Source organism: Sphingomonas sp. LY29 (assembly GCF_035593985.1).
Taxonomy (GTDB): domain Bacteria; phylum Pseudomonadota; class Alphaproteobacteria; order Sphingomonadales; family Sphingomonadaceae; genus Sphingomicrobium.
Map to the genome: position 1 here is coordinate 1,514,909 of NZ_CP141587.1, position 24,526 is coordinate 1,539,434.

Sequence of the window (24,526 nt, forward strand, 5' to 3'; positions counted from 1 at the left end):
CGGAGCCAGCAGCATGAACCGGCCGCAAGGCCTGGTGCGCGGCGCTCTTGCGTCGATGGCGCTCGCCGCGGCGGGCGCTGTCGCTGCGTGGGCGGCCACGCCGGTGACGCCAGGCTGGACCGCCGACCCCGAGACCCAATATCTGCTCGACGTCAACATTCGCCAATTGCGCCTTGGCGACGGAGTGCGCGCCTATCAGACGCCCGAAGGCACTTGCGTCGTCCTTGGCGACTTCCTGACGACGCTCGACGTGCCGATGAAGATCGACCTCGCCGCCAAGCACGCAAGCGGCTGGGCGTTCCGCGAAGATCACAAGATCGATATCAACGTCGCTGCCGGAACGGTTCGCTTCGGAAGTGTGCAGGAAAAGCTTTCTCCCTACAGCGTCCGCGAAACACCCGAAGGTTGGTGCGTCGACAGCGCGGCGTTGGGCCGTTGGTTCAAGCTTGGGATCACGGCGGTGCCGTCGGGCTCGATCCTGCTGCTCGAATCGGAGGCCAAGCTTCCGATCGAGCTGCTGCGCGAGCGGGAGGCCCGCGCCGCCCGGATCAGGCCCGCATCGATGCCGCTCGAAGGCGCGCCGCGGGTCAAGCTCCCCTATCGAATGTGGCGAGCGCCCGCGCTCGACTTCATCGTCAGCGCCGGCGTCACATACAATGCCGGCACCGGGACCAAGGTCGATCGCGGCGCGTCAGTGCTCGCGGCGGGCGAAATCGCCAATCTCAGCTACGACGCGGCACTGGCGACCGACAATCGCGGAAAACCGCGCTCGCTCCGCCTTCGCGCTTATCGCTCCGAACCCGATGGCGGCCTGCTTGGACCACTCAACGCCACCCATTTCGCGGTCGGTGACGTGCAAGGCCTCACCAGCCGACTCGTTCCAGGCCTGACCGGGCGTGGCGCAGAGGTCACCAACCGCCCGCTGTACAACCCGGTCGCCTTCGACCGCACCCGCTTCGAGGGCGAACTCCCGCCCGGTTGGGACGCCGAACTTTACCGCAACGGTGAATTGCTCGCCTTTAGTCGCTCGACCGGCGCCAATCGCTATCAGTTCGACGACGTGTCGCTCGTCTATGGCGACAATCGGTTCGAAATCATCCTCTACGGTCCGCAGGGACAGCAGCGCAGCCGGCTCGAATCGATCAACGTCGGTGACAATCAGGTGCCGGCGGGAAAGACCTGGTATTGGGCGGGGGCCAGCCAGCCCGGCAAGAGTCTGCTCGGCAAAATGCTGGGCGAGGACGGCACCACGACGCCGCTGGCCCGCAATGGACCCGCCGACTTCCGCCAGCCCGATCTCCAGGCCGCGGTGCAGGTCGAGCATGGCCTCGACAAGCGCACCTCGGTCGGCGTGCTCGCGACGATGTTGCTCGACGGGGAAGAGCGGCTGACCTTCGTCGAAGGCTCGATCCGACGATCGATCGGACCGGCACTGGTCGAAACCGCCGTCGCGAGGGACAGCCGCGGCGGCACTGCCGTGCGTGCGCAGGCGCTTGGGCGGATCGGATCGGTTAGCGTCAGCGCCGATGCGCTGATGGCGAACGACTTCACGCTCAACGGCCGCCGCCAGCAGCATTATCGCGACGCGCGGCTGTCGCTCGACGCGCCGATCAAGCTCGGCCAGCGGCGGATCGCCGCGCATGCCGACGTTCGGATGATCGAGGAAGGAAAGGGCAATCGCTCGCTCGAAGCAGCGGGGCGGCTGTCGACCAACTTCAATGGCTTTAACTTGTCCGGCCAGGCACGCTGGCAGCGCGACATCGGCTCGTCCGACGCGAGGCCCGACCAGGTCGACCTGTCGCTGATCGGGACCGGCCGGATCGGCGAAGTTCGTGTTCGCGGTGAAGCCGTGTTCGACGCGGCGCCGCAGCGACGTTTCAAGGCGACCGAGCTGTCAGGCTATTGGTCCGCTTCGGAAAATGCCGATTGGGAAGGCGCGGTGGGGTATGACGCGTCGGTCAAACGCGGCCGCGCGCGCGTCTCGCATATCCGCCGCTTCAACGCGGTGGCAGCAGCAGCGTCGATCGAGGCGGGAACCGACGGCAGCGTCGCCGCGGGGATCAACCTCAACTTCTCGCTCGACGCGAGTGCTGGCGGCTTCCGCCCGACCAGCCAGCGACTGGCGAGCACCGGCGCGGTCGAGGCGCGGATCTATCGCGACCTTAACGACAATGGCGTCCGCGATTCGGCCGAACCGTGGGAAAAGGGCGCGAGCATCACCACCGGACAGCGCGTCTCGGACGCAGTCAGCGACGATGAAGGCCGCGTGCGGGTCGCGGGGCTCGCGCCATTTCCAGCCGCTTGCCGTGGGGATCGACACCTCGACGCTGTCCGATCCCTCGCTCGCGCCGCGCAAGGCGCTCCAGCGGATCGTCCCGCGTCCGGGCGTCGCCGCGACGATCGAGATCGGGCTCGTGGGGGCGGGCGACATCGAAGGGATGCTGGTGCGCGACGACGGGCGCGGGTTCGAAGGACTCGATGTCGAGTTGGTCGACGCGGCGGGCAAGGTCGTCGCGGCATCGCGCAGCGACTATGACGGCTTCATCCTATTCGAACGCGTCGCGTACGGTCGTTATTCGCTGCGACTGACGTCCACCAGCGTCGCCGCCTCGGGGTCAGCCCCAGAAATCGGCAATCCGATCGAGATCGGCGCGGATCGGACGGTCATCCGGCTGGGCGCCATCCGCATCGTCAAAGCCGACCGCGTCGCGCTCGCCGAGACGCCCGGGCCGCCGCGTTAACCAAAAGTCGTCTGGCACGACTTGGGCTGCGGACGCGGCTGGGCGGCCCGAAGGCAAGACTTTGATTTTACTGAAAAATGGTGCGGTCGAGAAGACTCGAACTTCCACGGGCTTTCGCCCACAACGACCTCAACGTTGCGCGTCTACCAGTTCCGCCACGACCGCACTCATGAAAAGGCAGCGGTCCATCCGGGTGCCGCTGCCTCTGGTAGGGCGCGGCCTCTAGCAAAGCATCGGGAGGCTGGCAACGGCAAAGGCGGCGTTTGCGTTTCGGTCCAAAATGGAACAATCCCTAACGGCGCGGTAACCAACCTGCGCGCTAGTCGTTATGGTGACCGAGATGATTGCGTCTTTGGCTATCCTGGCAGGCCTCGCGGCTCTCCCCGCCACCCCGGCGGTGTCGGAGCGCGTGGACACCACGACCTTGACCGCGAGCAGCGGTGCCAGCGTACGCGCGCAGGCCAGCATCAGGATCGTGTCGGGCGCGCGCTTCGGTCCCGGCCATCGCGGCAAGTCGGAAGGCGCCGGACAACGCCGCGCGCAGATCAACGAGCAGGGCATCGCCTACCCAGCCCAACTGCTTGAATTTCAATAGTTTTTAGACGCCAGTCGCGGGCGCGTTGCCCAAGCTGATCGTCAGTTCGTCGCCGCCTTCGGGGACGTCGGTCTTCGCGCTGTTGAAGTTCGCGCTCGCCCGCGGCGCCAGTTGCTGCGTCGGCGGGGCGATCGTCCAGCGATGGATGACCGCCTTCGACTCCTTGTTGCGTAGCTCGGCCTGGATCGGCGGGACATTCTGCGACTGATCGGTCGGATTGATGACCCGTCCGCTGATGACGACGAGCTCGTTACCGCTTTCGAGCTGCTGACGATCCTTCGTGGTGATCATGAGGAGCAAGGGGCTCGTTCCCGCCTGCGCGATGCCCGCACGAGCCTTCCATTCGGTCGGAGCCAAATACCAGAAGGCGACCGCGGCGAGCGCGATCAGGAAAACCAGCAAGATCGCCCACGGCCAACGGCGCCGCGGGCGCTCCTCGTCCTCGTACGGATCGAGATAGCCGATATATTCTTCCTCGGCCGCGGGCGCGGGCGGCGGAGCAGGCTCCCGCTCATACGCCGGCGGCGCAAAGGGCAGAGCGTCGCGGGCGGGCGGCGCGGGATCGGCTTCGACGGGATCGGTCGCCGGTTCGGGCGGGACTGGGTCCGACCAGCGATCGTAGGGCTCCGGCGTCTCGGCGATCATGCCGTGCGCTTCGGCCTCCGCGGGCACCTCGGCCGTCGTGTCCGTATCGGGCTCGCCGACGGCCCCGGGAACGGGCGGGCCACCGCCGATATCCTCGGCGACGGGGACATCGACTGGCGGGGCCGGATCGATCGCGGCGACAGGCTCGGGATCCTGGTGCCAGCTGTTCTTGCACGCGGCGCAGCGGACCTGGCGGCCGCCCGGCGGGACGGCGCCGTCCTTGACGACATATTTGGTGCCGCATGCGGGGCAGGTCAGGATCATTGGTCGCGGGCCCTCCTCAACGGGTAATCCTCGATAAACAGCAATGCTCCCTCCTTGGCAAGGCAGGCGCGGACGTGCCACATCGCACGTGGGGGACAGGGAGCGTACGCGTTGGCCGACAGCATCGTCGAATTTGACTCGGTCGGCCTGCGCTACGGCACGGGCGCCGAGGTGTTGCGCGACCTCGACTTTCGGCTGTCGGCGGGCGGATTCTACTTCCTGACCGGCCCGTCGGGCGCGGGCAAGACCTCGCTTCTCAAGCTCCTCTACCTCGACCAGCGGCCGACACGCGGGCGATTGAGCCTGTTCGGCGAGGAGCTGGGCGAGGCGTCGCGCGACGTGCTGCCCCTCTATCGCCGCCGCATCGGCGTGGTGTTCCAGGACTTCCGGCTGATCCGGCACCTGTCCGCCTTCGACAATATCGCGCTTCCGCTTCGCATCGCCGGCGCCGACGAGACCTCGGTCGAGGGGCCGGTCCGCGAAATGCTGGCCTGGGTCGGACTGGCCGATCGCGCCAGCGCGCGCCCGCCGACCCTGTCGGGCGGGGAACAGCAGCGGGTGGCGATCGCGCGAGCGGTCATTGCCCAGCCCGAACTGATCATCGCCGACGAACCGACCGGCAATGTCGACGCCGGCATGGCCGAGCGTATCCTTCACTTGCTGACCGCGATGAACCGCCTCGGGACGACGGTCATCGTCGCGACCCACGACCTCGGCCTGATCGCCGCAACGCCGGGCGCGCAGCTGATCCGGCTGGAAAACGGGCGGTTGATCGATCCGACCGGCTCGCTTCGCCACCCGCCGCAAGCCTCGGCGCACCGTGAGGCGCGCGCGTGAAGAGCTTGACCGCCTCTCCGCCCGAGCGCCGTCTGCTTCCCGGAGGCGGCGTGCGCGGCCCCGTTCCCTTGCTCATCGCCATCATGATGTTCGTCATGATCATCGTGTCGGCCACCGCGCTCGCGCTCGGCAACATGGCGGCGTTGGTGCGAACCGGGGTCGAGAATCGCTACTCGATCCAGATCGCGGACGGCGCGGCGAAGCAGCATATTGCGGTGGCGGCCGCGCGCCGTGCGCCGGGGGTGGTCGACGTATCGCCCGTTCCGCAGGAGGAGCTTCGCCGGACGCTCGAGCGATGGCTTGGCCCCGCCGCAGCCGACGCCGACCTGCCCTTGCCCGCCATGATCGACGTCGACCTGGCGCCGGGCGCGAATGTCGATGCGGTCAGGTCGATCGTCGAGCGAGCCGTGCCAAGCGCAAGGCTGACGGCCCAAGGCGACAGCCTCGCCCCGCTGCTCGCGGCGCTTCGCGGGTCGATCGCGCTTGCGGTCGGCCTGGTGGTGCTGATCGCGCTCGCAACCGGGGCGGCGGTCGTGCTTGCCGCGCGGGGCGCGCTCAACACGCACCGCGCGACGATCGAGGTAATGCATGGGATCGGCGCCACCGACCAGCAGATCGCGCGGCTGTTCCAGCGACAGATAGCGGTGGATTCGCTGATGGGCGGGGTCGCGGGCGCCACGCTCGCGGGGGTCGTCCTGCTCCTGGCACTGGGCGGCGGCGCGCTCGACACCTTGCTTGGCGGAACGCGCCCGCTCGGCTGGAGCGATGCGCTTCTGCTCGCGGTCTTTCCGCTGATCGGGGCGGCGCTTGCAACTTTGGTTGCGCGAAGAGCCGTGCTCGGGGCATTGCGGGCGCGACTATGATTACTCGCCTGCTGTCCTTCCTGGCCATCGGCTACGCGCTCGCCTTTGCCTTGTTCGCGGTCACGCTCGGCAAGCCCGCGCCCGCCGCCACACCAGCCGTCGACGCGATCGTCGTTATCACGGGGGGCAAGGGGCGCATCGAATATGGCGTCGACCTGCTCAGCGACGGCAAAGGCAAGCGCCTGCTCATCGCCGGCGCCGATCCCTCGGTGCGCAAGGCCGACCTGGTCGCCCGTGTCGGCGGCAAGAAGCGCGAGCTGTTCCGCTGCTGCGTCGATCTTGGATCGGAATCGGTCGACACGCGATCGAACGCGGAGGAGGCCAAGCGCTGGCTCGACCGGCGCGGCTACAAGCGTTTCCGCCTCGTCACCAGCGACTGGCACATGCGCCGCGCCATGTACGAGTTCAACCGCGCCTTCGACGACCGCTATACCATCGTCCCCGACGGCGTGCGAACCGAGCCGGGATTCATGACCCTGTTCGCCGAATATAATAAGCTGGTGTTGCGCCGGCTCAGCGTCTGGCTCGACATCTGATGGATGCGATACGCTCTGCGCTGTTCGCGCTGCTCTTCTATCCCGGCACGCTGGTCTACGTGCTCACCGTGATCGCGGTCGCGCCGTTCGGCGACCGGCCGGTGCAGGCGGTGGTCCATGCATGGTCGGCGTTCCACCATCTGCTCGTGAAGCATGTACTCCGGATCCGGATCGAGTGGGACGGCCGCATTCCCGACGGCGCCTACCTGATCGCGGTCAAGCATCAGTCGATGATGGAAGCGGTCGATACGCTCCACTTCGCGGATACGCCGGTGGTGGTGATGAAGCGAGAGCTGACGGTAATCCCGCTCTTCGGCTGGGTCACGCGGCGCTACGGCGTCATCGGCGTTGACCGGGAGGCTGGCGCGGCGGCGCTGCGGGTGATGATGGCCGAGGCCAAGGCGGCGGTCGCCGGCGGGCGCCCGGTGATCATCTTCCCCGAAGGAACGCGCATCGCCTACGGCGAATCGCCACCGCTGCGCCCGGGCTTCGCCGGCCTTTACCGTGCGCTCGGCCTGCCGGTCGTCCCGGTCGCGCACGACGTCGGCAGGCTGTGGCACAAGGGCTTCCTCAAGCGGTCGGGCACCGTCCACTTCAAGGTCGGCGAAGTCATTCCCGCCGGCCTGAAGCGCCCCGAGATCGAAGCGCGCGTCCACGCCGCGATCAACGCGCTTACCCTCGAAGCGTAGCGCCCAGCTTCGCCGCGGCCGCGACGACGCGCTCACCGATCGCGGCGATTTCCGCTTCGGTGAAGCTCTTCTCGCCCGGTTGCAGCGCGACCTCGACCGCAAGGCTCAGGCCGGCGTCGCCTTCATAACGATCGAACAGGCGCACGCCCGTGATCGACGCCTTGTCGGCGCCGCGGATCGCGCGGAGCAGCGCATCGGCGGCAAGTTCGGGCGGGACGATGAACGCGAAGTCGCGCGTCACCGGCTGAAGCGCGGGTGGAGTGAAGGCGGCGCGAGCGCGGCCTGATCCGCGCGCGGGCGGGATCGCGTCGAGGTAGAGTTCTGCCGCGACCGTGCCGTCGGGCGCATCGAGCGCCTTGGCCACGCGCGGATGCAGTTCGCCGAACGCGGCCAATATCGCTTTGCCGAGGCGCAGCGTCGCCGATCGGCCGGGGTGCCAGGTGTCGCCCGCGTTCATGTCAAGTTGCAGGTTCGCCACCGGTGCGCCGGCCGCTTCCAGTAGCGCCATGACCTCGGCCTTGGCGTCGTAGGCGTCGAAACGGCCGGGCTTGCCGGCCTGCCAGTCGCGCGGCCCGCGGTCGCCCGCCAGCAGCAGCCCGACGGTCGGCTTCTCTCCGTCGGCGAGGTAGCGCCGGCCAAGCTCGAACAAGCGGACAGATGTCGCGCCGCGATCGACGTTGCGGCGTGCGGCAGCGGCAAGGCCGGGAAGCAGCGAGGGACGCATGTGCTTCATTTCCTCGCTAATCGGATTGGCGAGCACGTGCGCGGCGCCACCGAACAACGCGGCGTCGGCCTCGCCGATGAAGCTCCAGTTCACCGCCTCGTCGAGCCCGCGCGCGGCGGCGGCGCGGCGAACCCGGCGCTCGATCATCTGCGATCGGGTCGCGGTCGGGCGGGCGACGCCTTCGGCACGCGGAAGCGGGGTCGAGGGAATGGCGTCGTAGCCGACGATCCGCAGCACTTCCTCGACGATGTCGGCAGGACCGTGGACGTCGCGGCGGCGGCCCGGCGCCACGATCGACCAGTCTTCGCCGACTTCGAAGCCGAGCCGCGACAGGATGTCGCGCTGCTGCGGTTCGGGCACGGAAATCCCGCCGAGCGTCTCGGTAAGCGTGGGATCGTAGCGGAAGCGGTGCTCATGCTCGGGCACGTCGTCGGCCTGGTCGTACAGCGCGGCGCGGCGTGTGACGTCGCTCGGGCTGCCACCGCACAGCTCGAGGATCATGCGCGTGGCGAACTCGATCCCGCCTTCGACGAAATCGGGATCCACGCCGCGTTCGAACCGCTGGCGGGCGTCGCTGGTCAGGTTGAGCTTCTGCCCGGTGCGGGCGATGCTCTCGGGGTCGAAGAAGGCGCATTCGAGGATGATGTCGGTCGTGTCGGCCTGAACGCCCGAATGCTCGCCGCCCATGATCCCGCCGATGTCGTGCGCGGCATGATTGTCGGCGATCACGGTCATCGTCTCGTCGAGCGTGTAGCTCTTGCCGTTGAGCGCGACCACTTCCTCGCCCGCCTTCGCCTTGCGGACGATCATCGGGCCGGAGAGCTTGGCGACGTCGTAAACGTGGAGCGGTCGCCCAAGGTCGAACATGATGTAGTTGGTGATATCGACCAGTGCGCTGATCGGCTTCTGACCGATCGCCTTCAGCCGCGCCTGCATCCACTCGGGCGAGGCGCCATTCGTCACCCCGTCGATGCGGCGGGCGTAGAATGTTGGGCAGCCATAGGGATCGTCGAGGCGAACCTCCGGTCCGGCACCCGTCCCGGCGACGGCTTCGATCTTGAGCGGCTTCAACGTGCCAAGGCCCGCGGCGGCAAGGTCGCGCGCGATCCCGCGGACGCCCATGCAATCCTGGCGGTTGGGCGTGATCGCGACATCGAACACCGCGTCGTCGAGCCCGGCATAGTCGGCGTAGCTCGCACCGACCGGAGCGTCGGGGGCAAGCTCGATGATGCCGTCATGATCGTCGCCAAGCTCGAGCTCGCGCGACGAACACATCATGCCGTTGGATTCGACCCCGCGGATCGACGTCTTCTTCAGCGTGAAGTCGCTGCCCGGGACATAGGTCCCCGCGCCGCCGAACACGCCGACCAGACCGGCGCGCGCGTTGGGCGCGCCGCACACGACCTGCAGCGGTTCGCCCTCGCCGGTATCGACGGTCAGCACCTGCAGCTTGTCCGCCTGCGGATGGCGTTCGGCGGTCAGCACGCGCGCCACCCGGAACGGCGCAAGTGCCTCGGCGGGATTGTCGACGCTTTCGACTTCAAGCCCGATGCGGGTCAGCGTTTCCGAAATGACGGTTGCGTCAGCGTCGGTGTCGAGGTGGTCCTTCAACCACGAAAGGGTGAACTTCATGCGCCGACTCCCCCGCTCAGCGTGGGAACGTCGAGGAAGCCGAACCCATAATGTTTCATCCAGCGAAGGTCGCCGTCGAAAAAGGCGCGCAGGTCGTCCATGCCATATTTGAGCATCGCCAGCCGGTCGACGCCGGTGCCGAAGGCGAAGCCCTGCCACTCGGCGGGATCAAGCCCGCAATTTGCGATGACGCGCGGGTGAACCATGCCGCTGCCCAGCACTTCCATCCATCCTTCGGACCCGCCGACGACGCGGCGCCCCTTTTCCATCGACCAGCCGACATCGACCTCGGCCGACGGCTCGGTGAAGGGGAAATAAGACGGTCGCAGGCGAAGCACGATGTCGTCGCGCTCGAAAAAGGCCTTAAGAAAGGTCTCGAGCGTCCACTTGAGGTGACCCATGTGGATCCCGCGATCGATCACCAGACCTTCGATCTGGTGGAACATCGGGGTGTGGGTCGCGTCGGAATCGCTGCGATAGACGCGCCCCGGCGCGATCACGCGGATCGGCGGCTTCTGCGACATCATCGTGCGGATCTGCACCGGCGAGGTGTGCGTGCGCAGCACCATCCGCGGCGCCTCGCCCTCGACGTAGAAGGTGTCGTGCATCGCGCGAGCGGGATGCGTCTCGGGAATGTTGAGCGCGGTGAAATTGTGCCAGTCGTCCTCGATCTCGGGACCTTCGGCGACCGCGAAGCCAAGGTCGGCGAAGATTTCAGCGAGTTCGTCCATCACCTGACTGACCGGATGGATCGACCCCTTCGGCGTTTCACGCGCCGGAAGCGACAGGTCGACGCGCTCGGTGGCGAGGCGGCGATCGAGTTCGGCGGTCTCGAGCGCGGCCTTGCGGTCGGCGATCGCGGCCGTGACCGCTTCGCGCAGCGCGTGGATCTTGGGGCCTTCGCTCTGGCGCTGTTCTGGCGTCATGCCGCCAAGCGTCTTCATCAAGGCGGTGACGCTGCCCGACTTGCCCAGCGTCGCAACGCGCAGGGCGTCCAGCGCGGCGAGGTCGGGGGCGGCGGCGATATCGGCGGTAATCTGCTGCGGTTCCATCGCCCAGCGCCTTAGCGTCGCCGCGCCGCACAATCAAAGGTGCGTGCGGTTCGTCTTTATCCTGCCACGAACGGATAAGGCGAAATCGTCTTCTGCAGCCGATCGACCGCCAGCTTGCGTCCCGCCGGCGCGGTCGCGCGATAGCCGCAGTCGGTGCGTGGACACAGCGCACACGCCGGCCCGACCGGGGTCACCGGCGCTCGCTCGAGGTCAATCCCTTCGGCGCACGACAATTTGTGCGCATGGGCAATGTCGCAGCCAAGACCGATCGCCATCAGTCCGCCCGACAGGTCGGTCTTGATCGGTCGTTCGATCGTCCGTGCGACGGTGAAATAACGGTGGCCGTCGGGCGTCTCGATCAGCTGCGTGACGACCTGCCCCGCCGCCTGGAACGCCGCGTGCAGGTTCCAGCGCGGGCAGGTGCCGCCGAAGCGCGAGAAGGGAAATTGGTCGCCGGCGTAACGCTTCGAGATGTTGCCCGCGGGATCGACCCTCAGCATGAAGAAGGGCACGCCGCGCGCTCCGGGGCGGCCGAGCGTGGTGAAGCGATGCGCGACCTGCTCGACGTTGGCGCCGAACTCGCCGCACAGCCGGTCGATCGAATAACGCATCTCCTCGCACGCGCGCAGGAAACGGCCGTAGGGCATCATGATCGCGCCCGCGGCATAGTTGGCCAGGCTCATGTGGAGCAGCTGCGCGATGCCCTCGTCGGGCGGCGCGGCGGCGGCGACCATCGTGGTCAGCACGTCGGCGAACTCGGTCAGCGCCAGTTGGTAGGCGAGCGCGAAGGTCCGGTTCTCCGCGCGAAGTTGCGACGACAGCAGCAACTGACGGCGATCGGGATCGAACTGCTGGCTGATCCCGCCCAGATCGGCCTGCGGCACGACGCGTGCGTCGATCCCCCACGCGTCCTTCAGCCGTCGCCGCATCGGTTCGGCCATCGACAGCGGATCGCTCAGCGCGCCGCCGAGCGTCTCGGCACACCGCTCGAGTTCGGGATAATGGTTGCGGTGCTGCTGGATATAGTCGCGCACCCAATTCTCCGGCGTAACCAGCACCCGCGCATCGCCGCCTTCGGCCATGCTCGGATGACGGTCGGCCTCCTTCAGCGCGCCATAGAGGCGGGCAATGGCGTCGGCGATCGCGGGGGCATTGTGCGCCAACTCGGCCAATTCGTAGCGCGGGACCCCGAGGTCGCCGAGCAGCGTGTCGGCAAAGATTTCCGACAGTTCGTCAGGTCCGGTGCGCGTCCCGCCGCCCGCGGCAAAGCTGCGCACGTCGATCTCGTAGCGTTCGGCCAATCGTAGGAGCAGCGTCGCAGTGACCGGGCGCTGATTGCGTTCGAGGTGGTTGAGATAGCTTGGACTGATCCCGAGCGTTCCCGCCATGTCGGTTTGCGACAGCGACTGATCGCGGCGCAGGCGGCGCAGGCGGTGGCCTAGGAAGAGCTTGGCGGTGGACATAAGGGCGATGCTGTCAACTTCGCTCAACGATCACAAGTCACGATGTGACAAGGCCGCACTAATTGCCGGTGCTTTTGCGACCCGCCTCTGTTGCACTGCACCATCAGCCAATGACGGTACGCGAAGAGAGCAAGCCCATGACAAGTTTTGACCAGTTCGTCCCCGCCCCTCCCGGTCGCTTCGAAGGAATCGTTCGCCCCTATTCGGCCGACGATGTCGCTCGGCTGCGCGGTTCGTTCGTCCCCGACCATTCACTCGCCCGCCGCGGCGCGCTCAAGCTGTGGGAGCGGCTCAAGCAGCCCGACCCGGTGCGCGCCCTCGGCGCGGTCACCGGCAACCAGGCGATGCAGATGGTCCGCGCCGGGCTCGACGCCATCTATCTGTCGGGCTGGCAGGCGGCGGCCGACGCCAACACCGCCGGCGCGATGTACCCCGACCAGTCGCTGTACCCCGCCAACAGTGGGCCGGAGCTTGCGCGGCGGATCAACCGCACGCTGCAGCGCGCCGACCAGGTCGAGCATCAGGAAGGCGGTGCCTCACGCGACTGGTTCGCGCCGATCGTCGCCGATGCGGAGGCCGGGTTCGGCGGGCCGCTCAACTGCTTCGAGATCATGAAGGCCTATATCGAGGCGGGCGCGGCCGGGGTCCATTTCGAGGACCAACTGGCGAGTGAAAAGAAGTGCGGCCACCTTGGCGGAAAGGTGCTCATTCCGACGCAGGCGGCGGTGCGCAACCTCGACGCAGCCCGGCTCGCCGCCGACGTGATGGGCGTGCCGACCTTGCTTGTCGCGCGCACCGACGCCGAAAGCGCCAAGCTGATCACCTCGGACATCGACGAGCGCGACCGGCCGTTCCTGACCGGTGAGCGGACTCCCGAAGGATTCTTCCGCCTCAAGGACGGCACCGGGCTCGACCATTGCATCGCGCGTGGGCTGGCATTCGCCGAGCATGCCGACTTGCTATGGTGGGAAACCAGCCATCCCAACCTCGACGAGGCGCGCCAGTTCGCCGAGGCGGTGCACGCGGTGCATCCGGGCAAGCTGCTCGCCTACAATTGCTCGCCCAGCTTCAACTGGGCAGCGAAGCTCGACGCCGCCACCATCGCCAAATTCCAGCGCGAGCTGGGGGCGATGGGCTACAAGTTTCAGTTCGTCACGCTCGCGGGCTTCCACAGCCTCAACTATTCGATGTTCGAACTGGCGAGCGGCTATCGCGACGAGGGGATGGCGGCCTATTCGCGGCTTCAGCAGGCCGAGTTCGGGAGCGAGGCGGCGGGCTACACCGCCACCCGTCACCAGCGCGAGGTCGGCACCGGCTATTTCGACGCGGTCGCCAGCGCGATCTCGGCCGGGCAAGCGTCGACCGGCGCACTCGCCGAATCGACCGAAGCCGCGCAGTTCGCCCACGCCTGACGGGAGCCCGCATCATGACCCATCGTTACTGGATCGTCGGCGGCGATTATGCCGACTGCAACTTCGCCCGGATCACCCCGGGCACCGAAACCATGGCCGGTCCGTTCGCGGACGAAGGCCGCGCGCGCACCGAGTGGCAGCGGCTGACCTTCCGCGACCGCTGCAACGCCACCACGCGTTACTCGATCGCGGTCGAACCGCAGGGGATGGGCCAGTGAGCGTGATCGAGCGGACGGCGGCGGACATCACCTCCAGTGGCGTGGCGCGGTCGGGCGAGGTGCTCACCGAGGAGGCGCTCGCCTTGGTCGCGGCGCTTCACCGGGCCTTCGACGAGCGGCGGCACGACCTGCTCACTGCCCGCCTTGAGCGGCAAAAAGCGTATGACGGCGGGGCGCGGCCCGACTTCCGGCCCGACACCGCCGCCATTCGCGACGGCGACTGGCGGATCGGCGGGATCCCGGCCGACCTCACCGATCGGCGGGTCGAGATCACCGGTCCGACCAATGCCAAGATGGTCATCAACGCGCTCAACTCGGGCGCGAAGGTGTTCATGGCAGATTTCGAGGATGCGACGTCGCCGCGATGGGACGAGCTGCTGCGGGGGCAACTTAACCTCAAGGATCGCTGGGCGGGGACACTCGCCTTCACCGATTCCGGCAGCGGGAAAGCCTATGCGATCGGCGCCGATCCGGCGGTGCTCATCGTCCGCCCGCGCGGCCTCCACCTCGACGAAGTCCATTGCCGCGTCGACGGCGCGCCGGTGTCGGGCGCCTTCTTCGACGCCGCGCTCTGTCTCGTCCACAATGCCCGCGCCGCGTTGGCGGCGGGCAGCGGCCCCTATTTCTACCTGTCCAAACTCGAGAGCATGGAGGAGGCCGCGCTGTGGTCGGACGTGCTCTCAACTTGCGAGGATGCTCTCGGGCTGGAGCGCGGGACGATCAAGGTCACCGTGCTGATCGAAACGCTCCCGGCCGCCTTCGAGATGGACGAAATCCTCCATGCACTGAAGGAGCATGTCGTCGGGCTCAACTGCGGCCGCTGGGACTACATCTTCTCGGCGATCAAGCGGATCGGCCGCTCGCCCGACTGGCTGACCCCCGACCGCTCGGCGATGACGATGGATCGCGCCTTCCTTGCCGCTTACTCGCTGCGGCTGGTGGCGACCTGCCACCGGCGCGGCGCCTTCGCGATGGGCGGGATGGCGGCGTTCATCCCGGTCAAAGGGGACGAAGCGGCCAATGCTGTTGCCTTCGCGAAGGTGCGCGCCGACAAGCAGCGCGAGGTCGCCAACGGCCACGACGGCACCTGGGTCGCACACCCCGCGCTGGTGCCGGTGGCGATGGAAGCCTTTGACAAGGTTGACCGAAACCAGCTTGACGTCATGCCGCCGTCGATCCCGGGCCGCGAGGCGATGCTGTCGCTCCACGAGGGGCCGCGCACCGAGGCGGGGGCACGCGAGAACATCCGCGTCGCCATCCAGTACATCGCCGCATGGCTCGGCGGGCGGGGCGCGGTGCCGCTTTACAATCTGATGGAGGATGCCGCGACGGCGGAGATCTGCCGAGCGCAGCTATGGCAGTGGCTCCGCTTCGAGTCGCCGTTCGACGACGACGTCCGCTTCAGCCGCGACCTGTTCGAACATTGGCACCAGGAGGAGGTGCTCGCACTCGGCGACGCGCCCCATGTCGCTGAGGCGGCGCGCCTGCTCTACCGCTTGGTCACCGACGACGCATTCGAGGAGTTTTTGACGCTTCCCGCCTACCCGATGCTCGATCGAGGCTAATCGAACAGGCGGTCTAGTCCCTTGCGCTTCTCGACGTCGCAGCGGTCGAGCGCTTCGAACATCAGGCCGAACAGCGTCATGTCGCTTGAAACCTGCTTGGTCGCGGCATGGAATTCGTTGAGCGGGTAGCGTTTGGCCAGGTCGTCGAGCACGGGCTCGGCCTCGGCGTCGCTCGCCTGCCCGTCCTTGGTCACCGCCTTCAGACGGGCGTAGTCGGGGCTCTTGTAGAATGCAGTCAGCTCGCGGCGCTGCGCCGACGTCAGTTTCAGCGCGGTCTCCCGAAGCGCCCGGCGCACCGCGTCATTGTTCGCCTTGGCAGTGCACGCGGTGAAGTCGCGGAATATCAGCCGGACCGCATCGACCTGCTTCGGATGCTCCTTTTCGGCGAGCGCTCGTTGCTCCGCCGTGGCGGCATCTTCCTTCGCCGGCTGATCGATCGTCTCATATTCAGGAAGCGCGGCCAGGAAGGCCGAAACTTCGGCCTCGGTCGAGGCATCGGCCGGGGTCTGCATGGCGAGCGCGGCGGCAAGGAAAGTCAGCAACATGGTCGTTCCCCCAAACGAATGATGCCTCGTTGATATCGCGGCCCGGGCGCGGCGTTAAGTGGCTCGTGACCGGGCTTCCCGCACCTCGTGGCGCGGAGTAGGCTGGCGACTCAGCAAGGGGAGGGTGCCGATGCCGTGGCCACGTCTCGACGAACAGCAGGATCATGACACGATCGCGCTGCTCCATTTCGCCAGCCAGATGCTCGGCAAGCTTCGCGTCGCTCATTCGACCTGGACCAACCACGGCTGGAACGTGACGCTTCACCCGGTGCCCGAGGGCCTGACGATCGAGCCGATCGCCGCGCCCAACCTCACTTTCGCGCTGACGATCGACCTGACCCGCCACGCGATCGTGCTGAGCGCGGGCGATGGCGAGCGCGACGTGCTGCCGATCGATCTGGGAAGCGTTGCGGCGCTGCATCGCAACCTCGTTGCCATGCTCGACGCGCATGGGCTGCCGTCCAACTTCAACGGCGTACCCAACGAGATCGAGGGCGCGCTTCCCTTCGCTCAGGATGTCGCCCCGCGTGTTTATTCTGAAGACAGCGCCGAGCGGCTGCACGCTGCTTTGTCACTGATCGAACCCGTGTTCGACCGCTTCCGCGCAGGCTTTGCGGGCAAGTGCAGCCCGGTGCATTTCTTCTGGGGAAGCTTCGACCTCGCGGTCACGCGCTTCTCGGGTAAGCTGGCGCCGCCGCATCCGGGCGGAATCCCTGGCCTTCCCGACCGCATTACGCGTGAGGCCTATAGCCACGAAGTCTCGAGCGCGGGCTTCTGGCCCGGCGGTGCGGCAATGGTGAGCGAGCCGATCTTCTACAGCTACGCCTATCCCTCGCCCGACGGGTTCAGCGCGGCGGCCGTGCAACCCGACGCCGCGCGGTTCGACGAGGCACTCGGCGAATTCGTATTGCCTTACGAAGCGGTGCGGACCGCCGCGGACCCAGCCGCGACGCTGCTCGCCTTTCTGGAAAGCACTTACGCCGCTGCTGCCGAGCTTGCCGGCTGGGACCGCGAGGCGCTCGAGCGGGTACCGGTCGCCCCATAGGAAAAGGGCGCCGCCGTCGCCGGCAGCGCCCTTGTCTGTTTCACAAGTCGGTCGTTTACGCGGCCTGCTTGGCTTCCTTGGGAAGCGCGGCCTTCGCCTGGGCGATGATGGCCGAGAATGCTTCGCCTTCGTGCATCGCGATGTCGGCCAAGACCTTCCGGTCCAGGTCGATGTTCGCCAGCTTCAGCGCGTGGATGAACTGACCATAGGTCAGGCCTTCGGCGCGGACGGCGGCGTTGATGCGCTGGATCCACAGGGCGCGGAAGCTGCGCTTCTTAACCTTGCGATCGCGATAGGCGTACTGCCCGGCCTTTTCGACGGCCTGGCGGGCGATACGGATCGTGTTCTTGCGACGGCCGTAATAGCCCTTCGCATTTTCCAAGATCCGCTTGTGCTTTGCGCGGGTGGTTACACCCCTTTTGACGCGTGCCATGGTTCGCTAGCTCCTAGTTGAGGCCGTAAGGGGCCCAGAGCTTGACGCGGGCCGTGTCGGCCTCGGCAAGCACGAAGGTGCCGCGGTTCTGGCGAATATACTTGGCGTTGTGGCTGATCAGACGGTGGCGCTTTCCAGCGACGCCGTGCTTGATCTTGCCCGTGGCCGTGAGCTTGAAGCGCTTCTTCACGCCGCTCTTGGTCTTGAGCTTGGGCATTTTCGTCTCCTTGTAGTCCCGCGCAGGTTTCCCTGGGGGACGACGTTATGAAAACCGCCACGGCAGCCCTAACTGGCCGGGCGATTCGTTTTTCCAACGATCTGGAAAGCGCGCCCCTTAAGAGACGGTGCGGTTTTGCGCAAGCTTAGTCGAACAGGCTCGACACGCTGCTTTCATCGGCAATCCGGTGAATCGCCTCGCCGAACAGCGGCGCGATGGTCAGTCGGCGGATCTTGCCTCCGACGCTGAGGCCCTCGCGATAGATCGAATCGGTAACCACCAGCTCGGTCAGCACCGACGCACCCACGCGCGCTTCGGCGGCGCCCGACAGGACACCGTGGCTGCAATAAGCGATGACCTCGGTCGCGCCCTGGTCCTTCAGCGCGGCGGCGGCGTTGCAGAGCGTCCCTGCCGAATCGACAATGTCGTCGACCAGGATGCAGCAATGCCCTTCGACGTCGCCGATGATGTTCATCACCTCGGACTCGCCGGCGCGCTCGCGGCGCTTGTCGACGATGGCCAGCGGCGCGTTGTCCAACCGCTTGGCAAGGCTGCGCGCGCGCACCACGCCGCCGACGTCGGGCGACACCACCATGAGGTTCTTCGCCGAGTATCGCGCCTGGATATCCGCCGCCATCACTGGCGCAGCCCATAGATTGTCGGTCGGAATGTCGAAGAAGCCCTGGATCTGCCCGGCGTGGAGATCCATCGTCAGCACGCGGTCGGCGCCGGCCTTGGTGATGATGTTGGCGACCAGCTTGGCCGAGATCGGGGTGCGTGGACCTGGCTTCCGATCCTGCCGGGCATAGCCGAAATAAGGGACGACCGCGGTGATCCGCTTGGCCGACGCGCGTTTCAGCGCATCCATGCAGATCAGCAGTTCCATCAGATTGTCGTTGGTCGGGAAGCTGGTCGACTGGATGACGAACACGTCCTCGCCGCGCACATTCTCATGCACTTCGACGAACACTTCCTCGTCGGCGAAGCGACGGACGCTGGCGCCGGTCAACGGCAATTCGAGGTAATCGGCGATCGCTTTCGCCAGCGGCAGGTTCGAATTCCCGGCGAGCAGCTTCATGTGTCGATCATCCGTGTCGGTGGCCCCTGACGCCCTCTTAGTCGCGTTGGCGGTCAGGGCAAGGTTGCGGTGACGCGCCGCGGCGCTATTGCACGTGGCGTGACCGATCGGCTTCGCATCGCCCTTGCACAGATGACCCAGCGCGTCGGCGACCTCGACGGCAATGCCGCGGCGATGCTCGAATGGCGCGCACGGGCAGGGGCAGAGGGCGCGGACCTCGTGCTCTTTCCCGAAATGCAGCTGCCCGGCTACCCGGCCGAAGACCTGATCCTGAAGCCAGAATTTGTGCGGCGGACGATGGAAGCGGCCGAGCGGCTGGTCGACGCGACCGCCGAGCCGGGGCCCGCGATCCTGTTCGGAACGATCCATTCCGAAGGCGGCGTGAACTACAACGCGATGATCCTTGCCGACGACGGGCGCATCGTCGGGCGCACGCTTAAGCATGAGCTCCCCAATTACGGCACCTTCGACGAAAAGCGTGTGTTCGCGCACGGGCCCCTGCCCGACCCGATCGAGTTTCGCGGCGTCCGGATTGGCGTGCCCATCTGCGAGGACATCTGGCAGGAAAAGGTCGTCGCCCACCTGGCGCGCGCCGGCGCCGAAGTCCTGCTGGTGCCCAACGGAAGTCCGTTCGAACTCGACAAGGACGATCTTCGCGGTCGGCTGGTGCGCGACCGGGTGATCGAGTGCGGGCTGCCGATGGCCTACCTCAACCGCGTCGGCGGGCAGGACGAATTGGTGTTCGACGGGTCGAGCTTCGTCGTCAACGACGATGGTGGCGTCGCGGTGCAGATGCCCGATTGGGAGGAGGCGCTTCAGCTCACCGACTGGGTGCGCGGTCCCAATGGCTGGCGCTGCGAGCCCGGGCCGCGCGCGACGCTCGCGCCCTACCCTGAGGACATCTATCGCGCGATGGTGGTCGGGCTTCGCGACTATGTCGGCCAGAACGGCTTCCCGGGCGTCATCCTGGGCCTCAGCGGCGGGATCGACAGCGCGCTCAGCGCCGCGGTCGCGGTCGATGCGCTTGGGGCGGACAGGGTGCGCTGCGTGATGATGCCGTCCAAATATACCTCGGACCACAGCCTGGAGGATGCCGCCGAATGCGCGCGCCTGCTCGGCGTGCGGCATGACGTCATCCCGATCGTCCCCGGCGTGAATGCGCTTGCCGACATGCTCCCGGGGATCGAGGGGCTGGCGGCGGAGAATATTCAGGCGCGGTTGCGGATGGTCACGCTGATGGCCCTGAGCAACGCCGAAGGGCAGATGCTGCTCACCACCGGCAACAAGAGCGAGATGTCGGTCGGATATGCCACGCTCTACGGTGACATGGCTGGCGGCTACTCGGTGCTGAAAGACGCGTACAAAACGACCTGCTTCGCCCTGTCGCGCTGGCGCAACGCGCATCGGCCGAAGGGCGCGCTCGGCCCCGACGGTCCGGTCATGCCGCAACGCGTGATCGACAAGCCCCCGACTGCCGAGCTTCGACCCGATCAGAAGGATGAGGACAGCCTTCCGCCCTATCCGCTGCTCGACCGCATCCTTGAAGCGATGGTCGAGCGCGAACTGTCGGTGCGCGAGACCGCCGAGGCAACCGGCGCCGATCCCGCGCTGGTTGCCGATATCGAGAAGAAGCTGCTTCGGGCCGAGTACAAACGCCGCCAAGCCCCGCCGGGGGTGAAGCTCGGCAGCCGCAATTTCGGCCGCGATCGCCGCTACCCGATCACGAACGCCTTCCACACCCGCTGACGCCTCTCTGGCCTCCGCCCCGCGATGGCGTATAGGCGGCGCATGACCGTCACCACCCGTTTCGCCCCCTCGCCGACCGGCCGGCTTCACGTCGGCAACATCCGCACCGCGCTTCACAACGCACTGTTCGCCAAGGCGCATGGCGGGCGCTTCCTGTTGCGGATCGACGATACAGATGCCGAGCGCAGCCGCGACGAGCATGTCGACGCGATCCGCGCCGATCTTGGCTGGCTTGGCCTGATCCCCGACGGCGAGGCGCGCCAGTCGGAGCGGTTCGACCTGTACGAGCGCGAATTCCAGCGCCTTCGTGACGCGGGCCGAGTCTACGCCTGCTACGAAACGCCCGAGGAACTCGACGTCCGCCGAAAGGTGCTGCTCGGTCGCGGCCTGCCGCCGGTGTACGAGCGCAAGCCGGTGGACGCGCCGGTCCCCGACGGCATCGCGCCGCACTGGCGTTTCCGCCTCGACCACGATGCCCCGATCGAGTGGGACGACCTTGTCCGCGGCCACCAGAAATTCGACCCCGCGCTGATTAGCGACCCTGTGGTCCGCCGCGCCGACGGCAGCTGGCTCTATCTGTTGCCCTCGGTGATCGACGACATCGACCTTGGCATCACCCACGTCGTTCGCGGCGAGGATCACGTCTCGAACAGCGCGGTGCAGCTGCAGATGTTCGCCGCGCTCGGCGCCGCGCCGCCCGCTTTCGCGCACGAAGCGCTGATCGTCGCGGCGGAGGGCAAGCTGTCGAAGCGGCTGGGCTCACTCGGCGTCGACGCGCTCCGTGACGCCGGGATCGAACCGATGGCGGTCAATTCGCTGCTGGCGAGGCTCGGCACCAGCCAGCCGGTCGAAGCGCGTGCGACGCTCGACGACCTCGCTGCCGGGTTCGACTTCGCGACCTTCGGGCGAGCGCCCGCTCATTTCGATTTGGCCGAGCTCGAACTGCTCAACGCAAAGCTGCTTCACGCGCTCGACTACGCGCAGGTCGCCGACCGACTGCCTGCCGAACTCGGCGAAGCGGAGTGGGCGGCCTTGCGCGGAAACCTTGCACATCTCGGCGAGGCGGCGAACTGGATCGATGTCCTCCACGGCGACATCGCAACGCCGGAAGTCGTGCCAGACGACAAGCCGTTCCTCGCATCGGCGGCCGAAATCGCCGCGACGATCGAGTGGGACGACAATCCCTGGAAGGCGCTCACTGACGCGCTCAAGCAGGACACCGGGCGCAAGGGTCGGGGCCTGTTCCACCCGCTCCGCCTTGCGCTCACCGGTCGCGACTCGGGCCCCGAGATGGCGTCAATGATCCGCCTGATCGGCAAGGCTCGCAGCGTGGCGCGCTTACAGGCAGCCGCGCAAAACTGAGGAAATTGACGGTTTTTCTTTCCTTCAAGACCAGCTTGTCAACGTAATGTAATAGTGTATCATCACAGCTTCCCAGTAGGAGGCTCGTGATGTTAGGTTACGCTTCCCCGTCCCGGCCCGCCGAGCGCGCCGGATCGCCCAAGTTCCTCGGCCTGATTCTGATCGGCCACATCGCAGTGGTCGGAATCGCCCTGACCACGAAGATGGCGATCGATCCCGGCGGCCTTCCGGTACCGATCGACATCTTCAACGTGCCGCTCAAGCCGCCCCCGCCCCCTCCGCCCAAGCCGACCGAGCCGGTCGAACCGCGCCAGACGGTGGAGCCTCGCACCGAGACGATCGTGATCCCCCCGCCCCCACGTCCGCTGCCCAACCCCTTGCCTGGGCCGACGCTGGACAGCGGAACGACGACGCCAAACAGCGGACCCACGATCGGCAGCGGAGATGTCGACTTGCCCCTGCAGCCACCGCCGCGGCCGCTGGTCATGCCGGTGCGCAAGGCGGCGCGCTTCATCACCCCGCCCGATTCGATCCGGCCGCCCTATCCCGTGTCGAAGATCCGGTCGGAGGAAGAGGCGTCGCTTCGCCTTCGCCTGACGATCGATGCGCGCGGGCGGGTGACGGCGGTCGAGCCCGCAGCGGCGGCCGACCCGGCGTTCCTGGAAGCGGCACGACGTCATATCGTCAGGGCGTGGCGTTACGCCCCTGCGACGCTCGACGGCGAAGCGGTGGAATCAACGACGGTGATCACGCTGCGCTTCCAGCTCGACGACGCGTGACGTGAAAAGGGCGGGGCTGGCGAAGCGCGCCGTCCCGCCCTATCTTTGACGGCGTCATGCCCATGCTTCCCCCCGCGGTCAGCCCCCGCGCCGCCTTCGCCGACCTTCGCGCCTTTCTTCGCCAGCGGAGCCGCGAACAGGTGCTCGGCCTGATCATGTCGCTGCTGGTGACGACGATCATCCTCATCATCTTCACCGTGGATGCGAAGGTGAACACCGCCCCGCCGCCGACAATCGTCTATGTCGAAAATTACGCCCCCGACCGCACCGATGCCGACATCATCGCCCAGCAGAAGATCGATGCCGAGGCGAAGCGCGCCGCGGCCGAGAAGCGCCGTCAGGAATATCAGGCGCTGGAAAAACAGCTTGGCATGTAAGCCGGCGGCACGCGCGTGATCGGGTCGGGGGGCGACGATGCGCGCTGGATGGCCGAAGCCGTCCGCCTAGGCGACGCCGCGCGCGGACGCACCGCACCCAATCCGAACGTCGGATGCGTGATCGTCGCGGACGGTGAGATCGTCGGGCGAGGCGCGACCGCTCCGGGTGGCCGACCGCATGCCGAGGCGGTCGCGCTCGGAGAGGCCGGTCAAAAAGCCAAGGGCGCCACGCTCTATACCTCGCTTGAACCCTGCGCGCATCGAAGCGTTCGCGGCCCGACCTGTTCGGACCTGATCGCCGCCGCCGGGATCGGCCGCGTCGTCGCCGCGCTAGAAGATCCCGATCCGCGCACCGCGGGCCAAGGGTTCTCCCGCCTTCGCGACGCCGGGATCGAGGTCGACGTCGCCGTCGGCGCCGAAGCCGCGCGCCGGTCGATGGCCGGGTATCTGACCCGCATGGCGCTTGGCCGTCCGCGCGTCACGCTCAAGCTGGCGCTGTCGATCGACGGCAAGATCGCGCTCCCCTCGGGCGAATCGAAGTGGATCACCGGGGAGGACGCGCGCGCCCACGTCCACCTTGAGCGCGCGGCGAGCGACATGATCCTGGTCGGTCGCGGTACCTACCTCGCCGACCGGCCAAGTCTGGACGTTCGCCTGCCGGGGCTGGAAATGTGGTCGCCGCGCAAGGCGCTGCTCACCCGCGGCGAACCCGTCGACGGCTGGGAAACGCTTTCTTCTCCGCAGGATGTCCATCGACTTCATGACGTCAACGACCTGCTGGTCGAGGGCGGATCGTCGACCGCGACCGCCTTCCTCGCCGCCGACCTGGTCGACCGCATCCTGATCTACCGCGCCCCGATCCTGGTCGGGGAGGGCAAGTCGAGCGTCGGCTACATCGGGCTCGATGCGATCGCCGATGCCCACGGCCGCTGGCGCGCCGCCGATGCCGCTCACCTTGGCATCGACCGGCTCGAAGTCTACGAGCGCGTCAGGGATTAGCTGAGTGTCATCAGGAGTAGCGGGATCCGATTTTCCGCCCAAATGATACGACAAGAAAAGGCCGCGCATGTTCACCGGAATCATCACCGACATCGGCACGGTTCGCACCCGCGAGGAACGCGGCGACACGCGGCTGGTGATCGGCTGCCGCTACGATACCGACACCATTGCGCTCGGCGCATCGATCGCTTGCTCGGGCGCCTGCCTGACCGTGGTCGACAAGGGCCCCGACTGGTTCGCGGTCGATGTCAGCGCGGAAACGATCGCGCGCACCGGCGGCGGACTGTGGAATGAAGGCGCTCGCCTCAACCTCGAACGCGCGCTCCGCATGGGCGACGAACTCGGCGGGCATATGGTCACCGGTCACGTCGATGCGGTGGCAACCGTGTCCTCGGTGGAGGAGGTCGGCGGCAGTTGGACGGTCACGATCGACGCGCCGCGCAAGCTAGGGGGCGGGATCGCGCCCAAGGGATCGATCGCGCTCGACGGCGTCTCGCTGACCGTCAACGACGTCCGCGACGAGGGCGACGTGACGCGGTTCACCGTCAACCTCATCCCCCACACCGGCGATCACACCACGCTAGGCGGGATCGCCGTCGGCCGCCAGCTCAACCTCGAAATCGACGTGCTCGCACGTTATCTCGAGCGGATGGCCGCCGCACGAATGTGAATCGGCCCGCTGGCATATCACACTGGAATGTGATAGCCG

At 67.2% G+C, this 24,526-nt stretch carries 25 protein-coding genes and 1 tRNA gene; 17 read left to right on the top strand and 9 right to left on the bottom strand.

What is annotated here, in order from left to right; genetic code table 11:
• Positions 1-13 precede the first annotated feature (13 nt).
• Positions 14-2,536 carry a carboxypeptidase regulatory-like domain-containing protein gene (locus SH584_RS07695; RefSeq protein ID WP_324806050.1) on the top strand — a complete coding sequence of 841 codons (2,523 nt, stop codon included), beginning with the start codon at positions 14-16 and terminating at the stop codon, positions 2,534-2,536.
• Positions 2,445-2,741: a hypothetical protein gene (locus tag SH584_RS07700; protein ID WP_324806052.1), complete on the top strand. Its 297-nt coding sequence runs from the start codon at positions 2,445-2,447 to the stop codon at positions 2,739-2,741. Before SH584_RS07695 ends, SH584_RS07700 begins: the two co-directional genes overlap by 92 nt.
• A 78-nt stretch (positions 2,742-2,819) precedes the next feature.
• On the opposite strand, the gene SH584_RS07705 is transcribed toward SH584_RS07700, so the two are convergent.
• A tRNA-Leu gene (locus tag SH584_RS07705) sits at positions 2,820-2,906 on the bottom strand.
• A gap of 166 nt (positions 2,907-3,072) precedes the next feature.
• Here SH584_RS07705 and SH584_RS07710 point away from each other — a divergent pair.
• Complete coding sequence (locus SH584_RS07710) at positions 3,073-3,336, top strand: hypothetical protein (protein ID WP_324806054.1); 264 nt, start codon at positions 3,073-3,075, stop codon at positions 3,334-3,336.
• Between the two features lie 3 nt (positions 3,337-3,339).
• Here the strand turns inward: SH584_RS07710 and SH584_RS07715 are convergent, their stop codons facing one another.
• Complete coding sequence (locus SH584_RS07715; protein ID WP_324806055.1) at positions 3,340-4,245, bottom strand: zinc-ribbon domain-containing protein; 906 nt, start codon at positions 4,243-4,245, stop codon at positions 3,340-3,342.
• 111 nt (positions 4,246-4,356) lie between these two features.
• Between SH584_RS07715 and ftsE the strand changes: the two genes are divergently transcribed.
• From ftsE to SH584_RS07735, 4 genes are read left to right on the top strand one after another with little or no spacing between them, the layout of a single operon-like run.
• On the top strand, positions 4,357-5,082 hold the full coding sequence (ftsE, locus tag SH584_RS07720) for a cell division ATP-binding protein FtsE (RefSeq protein WP_324806057.1): 726 nt from the start codon (positions 4,357-4,359) through the stop codon (positions 5,080-5,082).
• Positions 5,079-5,945: a cell division protein FtsX gene (locus tag SH584_RS07725; RefSeq protein WP_324806059.1), complete on the top strand. Its 867-nt coding sequence runs from the start codon at positions 5,079-5,081 to the stop codon at positions 5,943-5,945. Before ftsE ends, SH584_RS07725 begins: the two co-directional genes overlap by 4 nt.
• Complete coding sequence (locus tag SH584_RS07730; RefSeq protein WP_322841772.1) at positions 5,942-6,481, top strand: YdcF family protein; 540 nt, start codon at positions 5,942-5,944, stop codon at positions 6,479-6,481. Before SH584_RS07725 ends, SH584_RS07730 begins: the two co-directional genes overlap by 4 nt.
• Positions 6,481-7,170 carry a lysophospholipid acyltransferase family protein gene (locus SH584_RS07735; RefSeq protein ID WP_324806061.1) on the top strand — a complete coding sequence of 230 codons (690 nt, stop codon included), beginning with the start codon at positions 6,481-6,483 and terminating at the stop codon, positions 7,168-7,170. The genes SH584_RS07730 and SH584_RS07735 overlap by 1 nt, the downstream gene beginning before the upstream one ends.
• Here SH584_RS07735 and pheT read toward each other — a convergent pair.
• The 3 genes from pheT to SH584_RS07750 are packed head-to-tail and all read right to left on the bottom strand — an operon-like array spanning position 7,154 to position 12,041.
• Positions 7,154-9,526 carry a phenylalanine--tRNA ligase subunit beta gene (pheT, locus tag SH584_RS07740; protein WP_324806063.1) on the bottom strand — a complete coding sequence of 791 codons (2,373 nt, stop codon included), beginning with the start codon at positions 9,524-9,526 and terminating at the stop codon, positions 7,154-7,156. The two genes, SH584_RS07735 and pheT, sit on opposite strands and share 17 nt — an antisense overlap.
• Positions 9,523-10,578: a phenylalanine--tRNA ligase subunit alpha gene (pheS, locus tag SH584_RS07745; protein ID WP_324806065.1), complete on the bottom strand. Its 1,056-nt coding sequence runs from the start codon at positions 10,576-10,578 to the stop codon at positions 9,523-9,525. Before pheS ends, pheT begins: the two co-directional genes overlap by 4 nt.
• 56 nt (positions 10,579-10,634) lie before the next feature.
• Positions 10,635-12,041 carry a helix-turn-helix domain-containing protein gene (locus SH584_RS07750; protein ID WP_324806067.1) on the bottom strand — a complete coding sequence of 469 codons (1,407 nt, stop codon included), beginning with the start codon at positions 12,039-12,041 and terminating at the stop codon, positions 10,635-10,637.
• A 137-nt stretch (positions 12,042-12,178) separates the two neighbouring features.
• Between SH584_RS07750 and aceA the strand changes: the two genes are divergently transcribed.
• Genes aceA through aceB form a run of 3 tightly spaced genes read left to right on the top strand, consistent with a single transcriptional unit; the run spans position 12,179 to position 15,236 of the window.
• Complete coding sequence (gene aceA, locus SH584_RS07755) at positions 12,179-13,453, top strand: isocitrate lyase (protein ID WP_324806069.1); 1,275 nt, start codon at positions 12,179-12,181, stop codon at positions 13,451-13,453.
• Positions 13,454-13,467: 14 nt separating this feature from the next.
• The gene (locus SH584_RS07760; RefSeq protein ID WP_324806071.1) at positions 13,468-13,671 is read left to right on the top strand and encodes a DUF4170 domain-containing protein; all 204 of its coding nucleotides are present in this window, start codon (positions 13,468-13,470) and stop codon (positions 13,669-13,671) included.
• Positions 13,668-15,236, top strand: coding sequence for a malate synthase A (gene aceB, locus SH584_RS07765; RefSeq protein WP_324806072.1), 1,569 nt, complete (start codon positions 13,668-13,670; stop codon positions 15,234-15,236). Before SH584_RS07760 ends, aceB begins: the two co-directional genes overlap by 4 nt.
• Here aceB and SH584_RS07770 read toward each other — a convergent pair.
• Positions 15,233-15,781: a hypothetical protein gene (locus SH584_RS07770; protein ID WP_324806074.1), complete on the bottom strand. Its 549-nt coding sequence runs from the start codon at positions 15,779-15,781 to the stop codon at positions 15,233-15,235. The two genes, aceB and SH584_RS07770, sit on opposite strands and share 4 nt — an antisense overlap.
• Positions 15,782-15,911: 130 nt before the next feature.
• On the opposite strand from SH584_RS07770, the gene SH584_RS07775 reads away from it, so the two are divergent.
• Positions 15,912-16,826, top strand: coding sequence for a DUF5996 family protein (locus SH584_RS07775; RefSeq protein WP_324806076.1), 915 nt, complete (start codon positions 15,912-15,914; stop codon positions 16,824-16,826).
• A 55-nt stretch (positions 16,827-16,881) separates the two neighbouring features.
• On the opposite strand, the gene rplT is transcribed toward SH584_RS07775, so the two are convergent.
• From rplT to SH584_RS07790, 3 genes are all read right to left on the bottom strand, one after another.
• Positions 16,882-17,259 carry a 50S ribosomal protein L20 gene (rplT, locus tag SH584_RS07780; protein WP_322841762.1) on the bottom strand — a complete coding sequence of 126 codons (378 nt, stop codon included), beginning with the start codon at positions 17,257-17,259 and terminating at the stop codon, positions 16,882-16,884.
• Positions 17,260-17,272: 13 nt separating this feature from the next.
• Positions 17,273-17,476 carry a 50S ribosomal protein L35 gene (gene rpmI, locus SH584_RS07785; protein WP_322841761.1) on the bottom strand — a complete coding sequence of 68 codons (204 nt, stop codon included), beginning with the start codon at positions 17,474-17,476 and terminating at the stop codon, positions 17,273-17,275.
• A 145-nt stretch (positions 17,477-17,621) separates the two neighbouring features.
• Positions 17,622-18,554, bottom strand: a complete 933-nt coding sequence (locus SH584_RS07790) for a ribose-phosphate pyrophosphokinase (RefSeq protein WP_322841760.1) — start codon at positions 18,552-18,554, stop codon at positions 17,622-17,624.
• Between the two features lie 99 nt (positions 18,555-18,653).
• Here SH584_RS07790 and SH584_RS07795 point away from each other — a divergent pair, with 99 nt between their 5' ends.
• The 6 genes from SH584_RS07795 to SH584_RS07820 all read left to right on the top strand — a co-directional run bounded on the left by SH584_RS07795 (position 18,654) and on the right by SH584_RS07820 (position 24,487).
• Positions 18,654-20,300, top strand: coding sequence for an NAD+ synthase (locus tag SH584_RS07795; protein WP_324806079.1), 1,647 nt, complete (start codon positions 18,654-18,656; stop codon positions 20,298-20,300).
• Positions 20,301-20,342: 42 nt separating this feature from the next.
• Positions 20,343-21,662 carry a glutamate--tRNA ligase gene (locus tag SH584_RS07800; RefSeq protein WP_324806081.1) on the top strand — a complete coding sequence of 440 codons (1,320 nt, stop codon included), beginning with the start codon at positions 20,343-20,345 and terminating at the stop codon, positions 21,660-21,662.
• 89 nt (positions 21,663-21,751) lie between these two features.
• On the top strand, positions 21,752-22,441 hold the full coding sequence (locus SH584_RS07805; protein ID WP_324809531.1) for an energy transducer TonB: 690 nt from the start codon (positions 21,752-21,754) through the stop codon (positions 22,439-22,441).
• A gap of 56 nt (positions 22,442-22,497) precedes the next feature.
• Positions 22,498-22,818, top strand: a complete 321-nt coding sequence (locus SH584_RS07810) for a hypothetical protein (protein WP_322841756.1) — start codon at positions 22,498-22,500, stop codon at positions 22,816-22,818.
• A gap of 48 nt (positions 22,819-22,866) precedes the next feature.
• Entirely contained in the window at positions 22,867-23,817 is a 951-nt protein-coding gene (gene ribD / locus SH584_RS07815; protein ID WP_324809533.1) for a bifunctional diaminohydroxyphosphoribosylaminopyrimidine deaminase/5-amino-6-(5-phosphoribosylamino)uracil reductase RibD, read from the top strand.
• A gap of 67 nt (positions 23,818-23,884) precedes the next feature.
• Positions 23,885-24,487, top strand: a complete 603-nt coding sequence (locus SH584_RS07820) for a riboflavin synthase (RefSeq protein WP_324806084.1) — start codon at positions 23,885-23,887, stop codon at positions 24,485-24,487.
• Positions 24,488-24,526: the final 39 nt, after the last annotated feature.

Coding starts and splice junctions, on each gene's coding strand:
- ribD (WP_324809533.1), top strand. CDS start 22,867: ATGGCCGAAGCCGTCCGCCTAGGCGACGCCGCGCGCGGACGCACCGCA.
- SH584_RS07760 (WP_324806071.1), top strand. CDS start 13,468: ATGACCCATCGTTACTGGATCGTCGGCGGCGATTATGCCGACTGCAAC.
- rpmI (WP_322841761.1), bottom strand. CDS start 17,476: ATGCCCAAGCTCAAGACCAAGAGCGGCGTGAAGAAGCGCTTCAAGCTC.
- SH584_RS07715 (WP_324806055.1), bottom strand. CDS start 4,245: ATGATCCTGACCTGCCCCGCATGCGGCACCAAATATGTCGTCAAGGAC.
- SH584_RS07735 (WP_324806061.1), top strand. CDS start 6,481: ATGGATGCGATACGCTCTGCGCTGTTCGCGCTGCTCTTCTATCCCGGC.
- SH584_RS07800 (WP_324806081.1), top strand. CDS start 20,343: ATGACCGTCACCACCCGTTTCGCCCCCTCGCCGACCGGCCGGCTTCAC.
- SH584_RS07790 (WP_322841760.1), bottom strand. CDS start 18,554: ATGAAGCTGCTCGCCGGGAATTCGAACCTGCCGCTGGCGAAAGCGATC.
- SH584_RS07750 (WP_324806067.1), bottom strand. CDS start 12,041: ATGTCCACCGCCAAGCTCTTCCTAGGCCACCGCCTGCGCCGCCTGCGC.
- SH584_RS07775 (WP_324806076.1), top strand. CDS start 15,912: ATGCCGTGGCCACGTCTCGACGAACAGCAGGATCATGACACGATCGCG.
- rplT (WP_322841762.1), bottom strand. CDS start 17,259: ATGGCACGCGTCAAAAGGGGTGTAACCACCCGCGCAAAGCACAAGCGG.
- pheT (WP_324806063.1), bottom strand. CDS start 9,526: ATGAAGTTCACCCTTTCGTGGTTGAAGGACCACCTCGACACCGACGCT.
- SH584_RS07770 (WP_324806074.1), bottom strand. CDS start 15,781: ATGTTGCTGACTTTCCTTGCCGCCGCGCTCGCCATGCAGACCCCGGCC.
- pheS (WP_324806065.1), bottom strand. CDS start 10,578: ATGGAACCGCAGCAGATTACCGCCGATATCGCCGCCGCCCCCGACCTC.
- SH584_RS07810 (WP_322841756.1), top strand. CDS start 22,498: ATGCCCATGCTTCCCCCCGCGGTCAGCCCCCGCGCCGCCTTCGCCGAC.
- aceA (WP_324806069.1), top strand. CDS start 12,179: ATGACAAGTTTTGACCAGTTCGTCCCCGCCCCTCCCGGTCGCTTCGAA.
- SH584_RS07805 (WP_324809531.1), top strand. CDS start 21,752: ATGTTAGGTTACGCTTCCCCGTCCCGGCCCGCCGAGCGCGCCGGATCG.
- SH584_RS07820 (WP_324806084.1), top strand. CDS start 23,885: ATGTTCACCGGAATCATCACCGACATCGGCACGGTTCGCACCCGCGAG.
- SH584_RS07695 (WP_324806050.1), top strand. CDS start 14: ATGAACCGGCCGCAAGGCCTGGTGCGCGGCGCTCTTGCGTCGATGGCG.
- SH584_RS07730 (WP_322841772.1), top strand. CDS start 5,942: ATGATTACTCGCCTGCTGTCCTTCCTGGCCATCGGCTACGCGCTCGCC.